This window comes from Nostoc sp. DedQUE08, assembly GCF_034530895.1.
GTDB lineage: Bacteria > Cyanobacteriota > Cyanobacteriia > Cyanobacteriales > Nostocaceae > Nostoc.
Map to the genome: position 1 here is coordinate 81,437 of NZ_JAVRCD010000029.1, position 12,654 is coordinate 94,090.

10 protein-coding genes are annotated in these 12,654 nt (G+C 42.0%); 6 read left to right on the top strand and 4 right to left on the bottom strand.

The window, feature by feature from the left end; all coding sequences use genetic code 11:
• Positions 1-206: 206 nt before the first annotated feature.
• The gene (locus RMY64_RS19885; protein WP_322700917.1) at positions 207-452 is read right to left on the bottom strand and encodes a toxin-antitoxin system HicB family antitoxin; all 246 of its coding nucleotides are present in this window, start codon (positions 450-452) and stop codon (positions 207-209) included.
• Between the two features lie 164 nt (positions 453-616).
• Here RMY64_RS19885 and RMY64_RS19890 point away from each other — a divergent pair, with 164 nt between their 5' ends.
• Both RMY64_RS19890 and RMY64_RS19895 read left to right on the top strand, forming a co-directional pair.
• Entirely contained in the window at positions 617-919 is a 303-nt protein-coding gene (locus tag RMY64_RS19890; protein ID WP_322700918.1) for a hypothetical protein, read from the top strand.
• A 269-nt stretch (positions 920-1,188) separates the two neighbouring features.
• Positions 1,189-3,162 (top strand): ATP-binding protein, encoded by a 1,974-nt coding sequence (locus tag RMY64_RS19895; protein ID WP_322700919.1) that lies wholly within the window; start codon positions 1,189-1,191, stop codon positions 3,160-3,162.
• 286 nt (positions 3,163-3,448) lie between these two features.
• On the opposite strand, the gene RMY64_RS19900 is transcribed toward RMY64_RS19895, so the two are convergent.
• The 3 genes from RMY64_RS19900 to RMY64_RS19910 all read right to left on the bottom strand — a co-directional run bounded on the left by RMY64_RS19900 (position 3,449) and on the right by RMY64_RS19910 (position 5,152).
• Positions 3,449-3,814: a hypothetical protein gene (locus RMY64_RS19900; protein WP_322669779.1), complete on the bottom strand. Its 366-nt coding sequence runs from the start codon at positions 3,812-3,814 to the stop codon at positions 3,449-3,451.
• 348 nt (positions 3,815-4,162) lie between these two features.
• The gene (locus RMY64_RS19905) at positions 4,163-4,831 is read right to left on the bottom strand and encodes a (2Fe-2S) ferredoxin domain-containing protein (RefSeq protein WP_322700920.1); all 669 of its coding nucleotides are present in this window, start codon (positions 4,829-4,831) and stop codon (positions 4,163-4,165) included.
• A 63-nt stretch (positions 4,832-4,894) separates the two neighbouring features.
• A complete protein-coding gene (locus tag RMY64_RS19910; protein WP_322686660.1) occupies positions 4,895-5,152 on the bottom strand; it encodes an Asr1405/Asl0597 family protein in 258 nt (85 codons plus the stop codon).
• Between the two features lie 454 nt (positions 5,153-5,606).
• Here RMY64_RS19910 and RMY64_RS19915 point away from each other — a divergent pair, with 454 nt between their 5' ends.
• From RMY64_RS19915 to RMY64_RS19930, 4 genes are all read left to right on the top strand, one after another.
• Positions 5,607-6,161 (top strand): Dps family protein, encoded by a 555-nt coding sequence (locus RMY64_RS19915; protein WP_322669776.1) that lies wholly within the window; start codon positions 5,607-5,609, stop codon positions 6,159-6,161.
• Between the two features lie 563 nt (positions 6,162-6,724).
• On the top strand, positions 6,725-9,982 hold the full coding sequence (gene carB / locus RMY64_RS19920; protein ID WP_322700921.1) for a carbamoyl-phosphate synthase large subunit: 3,258 nt from the start codon (positions 6,725-6,727) through the stop codon (positions 9,980-9,982).
• Between the two features lie 637 nt (positions 9,983-10,619).
• Positions 10,620-11,576 (top strand): RNA polymerase sigma factor, RpoD/SigA family, encoded by a 957-nt coding sequence (locus tag RMY64_RS19925; RefSeq protein ID WP_322686662.1) that lies wholly within the window; start codon positions 10,620-10,622, stop codon positions 11,574-11,576.
• 237 nt (positions 11,577-11,813) lie between these two features.
• Complete coding sequence (locus tag RMY64_RS19930; protein WP_322687721.1) at positions 11,814-12,158, top strand: DUF760 domain-containing protein; 345 nt, start codon at positions 11,814-11,816, stop codon at positions 12,156-12,158.
• The last annotated feature ends 496 nt before the right edge of the window (positions 12,159-12,654 follow it).

Sequence of the window (12,654 nt, forward strand, 5' to 3'; positions counted from 1 at the left end):
AATATTAAGCGATGCCTGCGGTGGTCACTGAGCTTTGTTGTTCGCGCAGCGTCTCGTAGAGAAGTGCGGGCTATCCCCTACCCTTTTACAACTGTGCCCTTCTCGTGAGAGCCTGTAGGCGATCTGACAAATTCCATAAAGACATTAAGCGATCGCTACTACTACTTTGTCTTTATCATCACAAAGTGTAGGCGATCGCTTTGTTATTAAGCTGTAGGTAAGCGATCGTAAGATTCCGGTTCAATATCTGGTACTTTCGCTAAAACTGCGTCGTATTTTTCTCGACTGCCTCGCTTTGCTAACTCCCCTAGATAAATTTCAGTTGTGAGTGCAGCGATTTTCTCCGCAACTGCTATCGCCACAAACTGATCGATAGAAATCCCGTCTTGTTTGGCAAGTTCCTGCAAACTTTTGTTCAAAGAGTCAGGAAGCTGGATGCTCACGTTGCTCATGACATGCTCTCGCTAAACCCAAATGCATACAAATATTAAGCGATGCCTGCGGCGGGCTACGCCTACGCTACTACTACATTGCCTTGCTCATGACAAAGCGTAGGCGATCGCTTTGTTATGCATAACAATGTTATGCCGTTTTTGCATTTTGTTTCCAAAGATTCTTGAAACCCGCGCAGGCGGTCACTGAGCTTCTTGCCTTGAGCGAAGCCGAAAGGTGCCGAAGTGCGGGTTTTGTCTGTATAGCCGCGATTTCTAATCGCCAAGGCATTTTTGAGCCTCAGAAGGTCAACGTCGAGCCTCAGAAGGTCAAAGTCGAGCCTCAGAAGGTCAACATCGAGCCTCAGAAGGTCAACATCGAGCCTCAGAAGGTCAACATTGAGCCTCAGAAGGTCAACATCGAGCCTCAGAAGGTCAAAGTTGAGCCTCAGAAGGTCAACATCGAGCCTCAGAAGGTCAACGCATAAAAACTAGGACTTACGCATCGTACATAAGTACTAAACACAATTTGGGTATTTTAGCCATGTTTTGCATCCAGCGATCGCAAATGTCGGAATAAATCAGGGTTATCTGAAGCCTCTGAAAAGACTAAATACCGTAGTACACGTTTTGGTTGATTTGTATAGTGCGTAAGTCCTAAAAACTATCTCGAAAAAGTTTAGTAAATTCCGAAATACATTTTGTATATTTGGTAGTTCTGTTTATAGACATTAACGCCTCAAAATTAAATCTTGTTATGAATACCCAAGACAAGCCCAAGAGTTTACAAGATATTGTTAAGCAACGTCAACAATCAAATTTTGTCGGTCGTGAAGACCAAATAAACCGATTTCGCCAAAATTTAGCATTACCAGTAGAAGACAATCGCCATTGTTTTCTGTTTAACGTTTCTGGTCAAGGCGGAGTTGGTAAAACTACTTTGCTGCGGCAGTTTCGGAAAATTGCTGACGAAGCAAAAATGATTTCGGCTTATATCGATGAAGCTGAAAAAACTATACCAGAGGTCATGGGTCGTATAGCTGAGGAGTTAGAACAACAAGGTTACAAACTAACGCAGTTTAGCGATCGCTACAAAGTTTACTGCCAAAAGTGCCAAGAATTAGAAACAGATCCAGAAGCTCCTCAAGGTTTTTCCGCTTTTGTTGGGAAAACTATGGTAAAAACTGGTGTGCATCTGGCGCGTCGAGTTCCAGTTGGCGGTGCTGTATTTGACTTTGTAGATGAGAATGCTTTGGCCACTCAAGCCGGCGAATGGGCGTCTTATGTTGCAAAGAAAATCACAAATAAAGATGAGGTACATTTAGTTAAAGAACCTAAAGAAGTTCTGACCCCGCTATTTTTGCAAGATATTTCTAAAATTGCTGATAAAACTCCTGTTGTCCTGTTTTTCGATACCTCAGAACGCACCGGAGAATTCCTAGAGAACTGGCTACGGGAAATTTTTGAGAACCAGCACGGTAAAGTCTCTGCCAATATATTAATGATCGTTGCCAGTCGGCAAGAATTAGATAAAAATGACTGGGCATCCTACGAAGGATTAATAGTTCGTTTGCCTCTAGAACCGTTTACAGAAGAAGAAGCCAAACAATACCTAATTCACAAAGGCATTACAGATAATCGCATTGTTGAAGTGATTTTAAACGCTTCTGGAAACTTACCCCTGCTAATAGAAATGTTAGCAGATGCTCATCCCAATCACCCCAACCAGGTAATTGAGCCTAGCAGTAGTGCTGTAAAAAACTTTTTAAAATGGATTGACGATCCCAAACGGCGACAAGTGGTGCTTGATGCTGCCATTCCTCGGTGCTTGAACCGGGATGTTATAGCCAAATTAAGAACGGAAGAAGAAGCTGATGAGCTATTTTCTTGGTTGAAAGAAACATCTTTTATCAACGAACGTAGCAACGGCTGGGTTTATCATGATGTCGTCAAAACCCAAATGTTATGCCACAAACGCCTTTCATCGCCGCAAGGTTGGGCTGACATACATGGTAAGTTGGCTCAATATTATGACAGCCTGCGGAACGATTTGCAATTGGATGAAGATAACAAACAGCGCGATCCTAGCTGGCAAAGTCACACTTTAAATGTTTTGTACCATAAATTATGTCAGTCACCGCAAAGGAATTTATTTGTAGCTCTTAATGAATTTCTTGCTCTCCTCAAAAATCAACCCACTTTTGCCCAACAATATGCAAAAACAATGCTTCAGGCTGGTAAAGATGGGGATTCTGCTGAAGTTCAGTATTGGGGTAAGCAATTAGCAAATGGGTTAAAAGCTTATGAGGAAAAACGCTATGAAGATGCTAGATATAATCGTGCTTTAGTCTACTTAGCCCTTAACCAACCACACAAAGCACAAACTGTCTTAGTACCCGCTATCAAGCTGGCTACAGAACATTGCAAAAAAGATGCTAAAGACTGGCGTAATACTTTTAATTTAGCCCTTTACTATTTGGCTGCTCAATACACTCAACAAGCAAACGATTTGTATCGCTATGCCTTATCAAAAGGTGCTTCCTCAGAATCTATTGGTAAAGCTATCCAAGACCTAAATGACTTTTTAATTGTCTTCCCTGACCATCTGCAAGCTACATCCATCCGACAGTTGTTGCTATTTTGTCTAACTAAGTCATGTAATTTGCAACCTACTCTCCAGAAAACCCACAAGTCCCAACAAGAAACTGCTAATCAATTTCCTCTCTCATAATGCAAGTCCACTCAAATGGACTTGCATTATGAGCCTGGGATTTCAACCTCTGGCACAGAAACGGGTAAGCGCAATATCTCAGCCTACTTGCATTCGAGAGACTGGCGGCTGAACGCAATTACATAAAAATGTTAAGCGAATTTTCCTTTCTTATGAGAAAGTGTGGCGATCGCTCAATGTAATTCTGTATTAAATGAGACACTACGCATAGCTTGCTTCACATTAAGAGACATAATCCAAAATTTAAAATTCAGAATGATATCAGCCAGCTAAAAACGGGATTTGTCTAAATCCACTCAAATCCCTTTGTGGCTAAAAATTCTTTAGCTGGTTCCAAAATATCTTTGCTTAAAATCAGTTTGACTTTTGGAGAACCAAGATATAAGCGAAAACGCTCAATAAATAGTTGGTTAGCAGGTTCAATCTTGCTAATGGCACTCCAGGGAATCAACAACGGCGTAAGTCCAAAGCTAAACAACGGGAAAATACTCAGATAAATCCCTTGAGAATTTGTACCAACATTTAAAGTTCCTTTGTAATACACTAAACCCACAGAACCACTTTGCATTCGGGAGAAGTTTTGTGGCGGCGCTTCTTGGGTGCTGTAGAGTTTAGCGAGGTGATTCCAGTCATGACGGAATACAAAAATCATGACTATCGTGCTAAGTGGGAAAAAAACGATATATATCCACTGCGGGGTGTGTGGCATTTGTTTTTAAGTCATTGATGATTGACGCTTCCACTGTAAGCGATGTCTAACAACAAGCCTCAGTGCGTCTACGTACTCACCAATCAATCACATTCCCTTGAATCTTTTTAAATTATCGAACCATCCCAATTAAAAATTGCTTAATAAAAATCCTTTTCATTCAAAAAACTGGCCTTAATTAAAGCCAGTTTTTTGATTTTATTACAAACTTCTAGCGGGCTTTACAGCCGAGTCTTAACGGAACACACTTGAGAAGATATTATTAAGCTTTTTCATCTAAATGTCAAGATTTTATGAATTTTTTCCCCAAAGCTTGCCATTAGATATCACTACTTCCCTTAAATTCTCAGGCTGCGCTGATAAAGTCTTGTCACCAAAATGCTTATCCATTAACGCTGGAACCTGTGCAGCTTGAATTCGACTATGGCGGGTTTTATCTGGCATTACTAAATTCGGCCCGGCTTTACAGTTCTTCATACAACCAGTGCCCTTGATTGTAACTTGGTCTTCTAAACCGCGATCGCTTAAAGCTGCCTCCAACGCCTGACAAACTCCTTTACCACCGCGTTTCATACAATCAGACTTTTGACACACCAAAATAGTGGCTTTAGCCTTAGCTGGCTTTACCTTAACATTATCAATCGATGGGGGTTCTTGGACTGGTGCGATCGTTTGAATTGTTGCTGTTTCAGAACGCGCCGCCATCACACGTTCAGCTTTGAGTGTAACTTTGTCTTTTTTTATATCGTATTCTCTATAACCAACAACTTGTAGCCAAGTACCTGCTGGTAGCCGCAAATCAAAAGCAGCCCGTAAGTGTTTAGCGAGTTTAACGTAGCATTCACCCTCATGAGTACTTAGCAGTAAACCTTTTAGCTTATAGCCGTCTTTAATAACAAAATCTATAAATCTGCCCTCAAGGCAAAATTTTGATACTTCCATATTGTGAGATGCACCCATTTTTTAACCTCCTTTTTACTAAAACAAGCTGTCAAGCGAGATATTCTCAGCAGTAGCAAAAAATTAGAACTGTTGATAGCGACTTTTCCAGCAACACTCAAGAGTCCAAATTTGGTCTTGACGAGAGGCTGTAAATCGCCGTACTACACTCCAAAGTTGAACAGCCGCAGTCAGATTGCTAATTTCAACTTTTAATGGCTGGTTAGTCGCACAACTACAGGGAATGTCTAACTCCTCTAAGCGTTGATAGACTTGCCAGCGGTCTACCCAATTCACCTCTACAAGGTGGTTTATTTCTATTTCTGAACTATACGATTTCAAGAGAATTGCCCTCAAAGTGCAACAAACTTGTAGTAACTACGGCCATTTAACTTCCTGCTTTTTGAAAATCTTAGTAGTCTAGCCTCTTAAAACCAGCATACCTTAAGTGCAAACAATTCTCATTAATTTTGGAAAAAAAATATAATTCTTGCAATCCCCCAATGAGGGAGATGAAGGGGATGACGAGGAATATTAAGCCAAGGAGGCATTTACTCCTCCATCTCCCCTCCTCCCTTCGGGATGGATGCACACTTAAATTTTCATGTCAACAGTAATGAGAAATATACACAACTTGATGAGCGTGCCATAATCTAGCAAACAATAAACTTAAGACTTTTAGTAAACAAAAATACAAAATATTGTGATGGCAAATTGGCTTGCTATTATTGTGAAAATGTTAATATGTAAAGAATAAGCAGTTAAAATCTATAATTGCTAAATAGCGAGGAGAACAATGTCTGAAACGCAAACTTTGTTACGGAATTTTGGTCATGTATATGACAATCCTGTGTTACTGGATCGCAGTGTAACTGCTCCAGTTACAGAAGGATTTAACGTTGTATTAGCTAGTTTCCAGGCACTGTACTTGCAGTACCAAAAGCATCATTTTGTAGTTGAAGGCTCAGAATTTTACTCTCTGCATGAGTTTTTTAACGAAAGCTACAACCAAGTACAAGACCACGTTCATGAAATTGGAGAACGTTTAGATGGACTGGGTGGTGTGCCAGTAGCTACCTTCAGCAAATTAGCAGAATTAACCTGTTTTGAGCAAGAATCTGAAGGCGTATATTCCTCTCGCCAAATGGTGGAAAACGATCTAGCTGCCGAACAAGCAATCATTGGCGTAATTCGTCGCCAAGCTGCTCAGGCAGAGAGTTTAGGCGATCGAGGTACGCGCTATCTGTACGAAAAGATTTTGTTGAAAACTGAGGAACGTGCGTATCATTTATCTCACTTCCTCGCCAAAGACAGCTTAACTTTAGGGTTTGTCCAAGCAGCTCAAAGCTAAAATTCTCATAATCTAGATTTGTCTACCGAGACTGAAAGAAAAAGTTGGCAGCAGCAACTATTAAAATATTATAAAAAATGGCAGAGAATGGTATCCCTATTTCTCTGCCATTTTTAATTTAAGTAAACATATTTATATAATATTTAATGTTGAAAATATTTAGCAATTAGCTAGTTAAAATAAATTTTTATTTAAATAATCTCTTTGTATATAAATAAGCAGATAGATATACACCAAAATAAATGATCATTTATTGCAAGTTTCATCAGATTAAATAATAAAGATTCGCAAAAGCTTTAGAAATTTGAGCATCATAATTAAATAAAATTAAAAATACAAAATAATCATTGGGCATTGGGCATTGGGCATTGGGCATTGGGCATAAAAGGCAGAGGGGCTAAGGGGCAGAGGGGAAAAACTTTCTGCAACTTCTCCCCTGCTCCCCTGCTCCCCCACTCCTTTCTGTCATCAAACTTAGAAAACTTAATAATAAAAAGCACCATAGGGGGTAAAGACCCTTAAAATGATCAGGATTTCTATTCTCGTATTCCAAGGCAACGACTATGCCCCGCCGTGACGACCTCCAGAAGATTCTACTGTTAGGTTCTGGTCCAATTGTGATCGGACAAGCCTGTGAGTTTGACTACTCTGGCACTCAAGCCTGCAAAGCGCTCCGAGAAGAAGGCTATGAAGTGGTTTTGGTCAACTCCAACCCTGCAACGATTATGACCGACCCGGAAACGGCCGATCGCACTTACATTGAGCCGTTGACACCGGAATTGGTCGAAAAAGTCATCGAAAAAGAACGCCCTGATGCTCTCCTACCAACGATGGGAGGACAAACCGCCCTCAACATCGCCGTTGCTTTAGCCAAAAATGGGGTGCTGGAAAAGTACGGCGTTGAGTTAATCGGCGCTAAACTACCAGCGATCGAAAAAGCTGAAGATCGAAAACTTTTTGGTGAAGCAATGGCAAGGATTGGGGTAGCCGTATGTCCCAGTGGCACAGCCGAATCTTTAGAAGAAGCCAAAGCTGTTGCCCGTCAAATTGGTAGTTATCCCCTAATTATTCGTCCAGCTTTCACAATGGGTGGAAGTGGCGGCGGCATTGCCTACAACCAAGAAGAATTTGAAGAAATGGCACAGGTAGGTATAGATGCCAGCCCTGTTTCGCAAATTCTCATTGACCAGTCTTTACTCGGCTGGAAAGAATATGAACTCGAAGTGATGCGTGACTTGGCAGATAACGTGGTGATTATCTGCTCCATCGAGAACCTTGACCCTATGGGCATCCACACCGGAGACTCTATTACCGTCGCTCCCGCGCAAACCCTTACTGATAAAGAATATCAAAGGCTGCGGGATATGGCAATTAAAATCATCCGTGAGATCGGTGTGGAAACTGGCGGTTCTAATATTCAATTTGCCATCAATCCAGTTAATGGCGATGTGGTTGTAATTGAGATGAACCCGCGCGTTTCCCGCAGTTCGGCTTTATCTTCCAAAGCCACGGGTTTCCCGATCGCCAAAATGGCTGCAAAATTGGCTGTGGGTTACACCTTGGATGAAATTAAAAATGACATCACCAAGAAAACTCCCGCGTCCTTTGAGCCGACAATTGACTATGTGGTGACAAAAATTCCCCGCTTTGCCTTTGAAAAGTTCCCCGGTTCCGACGCAGTGCTGACAACCCAAATGAAATCAGTTGGGGAAGCAATGGCAATTGGGCGCACATTCAATGAATCCTTCCAAAAGGCACTGCGATCGCTCGAAACCGGACGCGCTGGTTGGGGTTGCGATGGAGCTGAAAAACTACCCAGTGGCGAACAAATCCGCGCCCAACTGCGGACACCTAACCCCGATCGCATTTTCTCCGTGCGCCATGCCTTGCAACTAGGGATTAGTGCTGAGGAAATCTACGAACTGACTGGTATTGACCCCTGGTTCCTAGATAAATTTCAGCAATTGCTAGATGTCGAGAAATTCCTCAAGCGGACACCTTTGCAGCAATTGACAAAAGAGCAACTTTATGAAGTGAAACGGGACGGATATAGCGATCGCCAGATTGCTTACGCCACAAAAACCACTGAAGATGAAGTTCGCACCTACCGCAAACAACTAGGAATCATCCCAGTTTACAAAACAGTAGATACCTGCGCTGCTGAGTTTGAAGCCTTTACTCCCTACTACTATTCTACCTACGAAGAAGAAACAGAGGTTTTGCCTGTAACCAAGCCAAAAGTGTTGATTTTGGGTGGTGGCCCAAACCGCATTGGACAAGGAATTGAGTTTGACTATTGTTGTTGTCACGCCGCCTATGCCTTGAAGGATGCAGGCTATGAGACGATTATGGTCAACTCTAATCCAGAGACAGTTTCGACAGACTACGATACCAGCGATCGCCTTTACTTTGAGCCGTTAACAAAAGAAGATGTTCTTAACATCATCGAAACTGAAAATCCAGTCGGGGTAATTGTCCAGTTTGGCGGACAAACGCCGCTAAAGTTGGCTATTCCTTTACAAGAGTTTCTTAACAATGACGCATCAGGACTGCTCACTAAAATTTGGGGGACATCGCCAGATTCCATCGACATGGCAGAAAACCGGGAGCGGTTTGAAAAGATTCTCCAACAGTTGAATATTTCCCAACCACCTAATGGTATTGCGCGGAGTTACGAAGATGCGCTGATTGTCGCCAAACGTATTGGCTATCCAGTGGTGGTGCGTCCCAGCTATGTGTTGGGGGGACGGGCAATGGAAATCGTTTATTCCGATTCTGAGTTGGAACGCTACATGACCTTTGCGGTACTCGTAGAACCAGAACATCCGATTTTAATTGATAAGTTTTTGGAAAACGCGATTGAAGTCGATGTCGATGCGATCGCCGACCATACAGGAAGAGTGGTAATTGGCGGTATTATGGAACACATTGAGCAAGCAGGTATTCACTCAGGAGATTCTGCTTGTTCCTTACCTTCCATTTCCCTATCACCAGCAGTTCTCAATCAGATTCGTACTTGGACGATACAGCTAGCACAAGCATTGTCAGTCATAGGGTTGATGAATATTCAATTTGCCGTTGTCGGTGCAAGCAGCTATTCTCCCCAAGTTTACATTTTAGAAGCCAATCCCCGCGCTTCTCGCACAGTGCCATTTGTATCTAAAGCTACGGGCGTACAGCTAGCGAAACTAGCATCCTTAATTATGTCGGGTAAAACCTTAGAGGAGCTAAATTTTACAGAGGAAGTCATTCCCATACATATTGCTGTAAAAGAAGCTGTATTACCCTTTAATAAATTCCCAGGAACTGATACAATATTGGGCCCAGAAATGAGATCCACTGGTGAGGTGATGGGGATTGACAGTGACTTTGGCCGTGCCTTTGCCAAAGCGGAGATGGGTGCTGGGGAGCGTTTACCGCTAAGTGGAACTGTATTTGTATCAATGAGCGATCGCGATAAAGCTGCTGCAAGTGGTGTGGTCAAGGAATTTATCGATTTGGGCTTTACAGTGATGGCTACCCTTGGTACACGCCGAGTTCTTCTGGAGCAGGGGTTAAATATTGAATTAGTCTTAAAACTCCATGAAGGTCGTCCCCACGTCCTAGATGCGATCAAAAACCAGAAAATCCAACTTATTATCAACACACCATCAGGGGAAGAAGCCCAGACTGATGCTAGGTTAATCCGCCGCACAGCCTTAGCTTACAAAATTCCCATCATTACTACCATCGCTGGTGCAAAAGCTACTGTCGCCGCTATCCGTTCCTTACAAAATACGACTTTGGATGTAAAAACTATCCAAGAGTACTGCCCTCTTTAGGGAGTAGGAAAGCAGGGAAGTAAAAGAGCAGGAAGCAGACTTGCCGTGAGCGTAGCCGAACGGGAGCAGGGGAGCAGGGGAGACAAGGGGAATAACTACACCCAATGCCCCATGCCCCATGCCCAATTCCCGATTTACAATTCCCAATTGCCAGAAAAATTAAACAATTGTTAGAAGAGAATGAATATAGTTCTCATTGAGATACTTTAACAAATATGAGGAAAATTATTTGAATCAGATCGTTTCTTAAATTGACTTTTAGTCAACCTTCAGATAGAGACCAACATTCAATGAACTGGAAAAACCAGGAAATTTCATGTCGCCATCTAGCCAAAATATTCTCAGAAATGTTACAATTGTTAATAGGACTTTCATAAAAAATGTTTAAAAAGCAACCTTTTATCTAACTGTAGATACTTGTGAAAAATAGAAAATAACTGTAGTTTTAGCAGTTAAGAAGCCTAAATTTGATTATTATGAGCAGCCGACGACGACTTTCTCAGGCGCGTAAGTTGCAAACCATAGTACGGGTTCCCAGTCTGACTGGGTAGAACCTTAATAAATAAAGAAAGCTAAAGAAAGCATCTATCCCTTAATGACCCTACCGCCAACCCCATCATTACCAAAGAGTAGCGCCATGAAGACCGCTCAGACAGCCACAGACCTCGTGCGGACTTACCTGCGTGAGATTGGCCGTGTGCCACTTTTAACCCACGAGGAAGAGATTTTCTATGGTAAACAAGTGCAACGTTCCTGCGCTTTGCACGAATCAAGGGAATCTCTTGCCACCCAGCTAGGTTATCAACCGACTCTAGAAGAGTGGGCCAAAGCAACAAACCTAGAACCAGCAGAGTTGAACGAAGCGATCGCAGATGGTGAAATTGCCAAGCGCAAGATGGTAGAAGCCAATTTGCGGCTGGTAGTCTCCGTTGCCAAAAAATACATCAAGCGTAACGTCGATTTACTGGACTTGATTCAAGAAGGTAGCATTGGTATGCAACGGGGCGTAGAAAAGTTTGACCCCACCAAAGGGTACAGATTTTCTACTTATGCCTATTGGTGGATTCGGCAAGCTATTACTCGTGCTATAGCCGAAAAAGCTCGTACCATTCGGTTGCCGATCCATATCACCGAAAAATTAAATAAGATTAAAAAGGCACAGCGCCAATTGTCTCAAAAGTTGGGACGCGCTCCTACGGCTGGGGAGCTAGCTCAAGAATTAGAATTGACGCCCAAACAAGTGCGAGAGTATTTAGAAAAGGCGCGTTTGCCTCTTTCCTTGGATTTGCGGCTGGGTGATAACTACGACACCGAACTTGGAGAAATGCTGGAAGATCCAGGCGCTTCTCCCGAAGAGTTTGTTATGCAATCTTCCCTATCTTATGACTTAGATCGCTTGATGGGCGATCTCACGCCACAACAGAGGGAGGTAATCACACTGCGTTTTGGCTTAACTGATGGGCAAGCTCTGACTCTGGCTAGAATTGGTGAAATATTGAACATCAGTAGAGAACGAGTCCGACAAATTGAACGGGAAGCCTTAAGCAAACTTCGCAAGTCTAAAGCCAACATGGATGAATATTTGGCAAGTTAGTCATTTGTCATTAGTCATTTGTCATTAGTTGTTAACAAAGGACTAAAGACCAATGACTACTGACCAATTGGTGAGAAAATACGCTGACTTTGGTACGGTTACACCTACTTCCACTCTTACGCTAGGCTGTTACATTAGTTGACAGGAAGACAAAATAACTAAGTCAAATCCAAAACAAACATTTAATATTCAAATCACAAGCACCGCAGCTAATAGTGGTAGTTAAGGAGCTAAAAAATGAGTAACCCATCCAATCGTGTCTCAGAATTTTTTAATAGCGAAGCAGAAACTAACGATTTACTATGGCAGTACGTTAAATCCTTGAGTCCAGAGACAGTTACCCAGCTATCCAAACCCACGTCTGCCGAAGTCTTTCAGGTAATGGAACGAAATATTACAGGACTATTAGGTAATCTACCTTCAGAACACTTTGGTGTTACTGTCACCACAAATCGGGAAAATTTAGGTAGGCTTCTTGCTTCTGCGATGATTAGTGGTTATTTCTTACGTAACGCCGAACAGAGAATGAATTTTGAAATGGCCTTACAAGGATCTGATACCGACAACAGCGAAATTGACTAGAAATGTAATAAAATTTGGAAAATTCAATCAATAGTGTTGAACTGATAGCTAGTTATAGTTACAGCGATACGAATTGAAAATAAGTCTCTAAGAAATCTTTACCGCTAATTTCCGATTATACATCAGTTAAGTTTTTTAAAATATCCGAAATAGTGACGAATTCAGGTTTAAATTTAAACGCAGAGGAACGCGGAGTTTTTGATTCCGCTTCTCTGTGATCTCCTGTAATTTTGTGTTGATTCAATCAATTATTGATGTCAGGCTAGTTAGGTAGAACTCCCGAATCTATGCAGAATACCGGAAAATTCCTTTCCTCTAGGCCTTTGCGGTCTTAATAAGAAGTTTTTAGCCAGACACGATATTAGAGGTGTATTTGTAGATGATTAATGCACATTTGTGGATAAACGAACAGTGCTAAATGACTTTTGCAATAAATAAATCTGGCGTTGCATAATAGAGGGATGAATTGAGGTCATCTACTGTGCAATGTCCATAC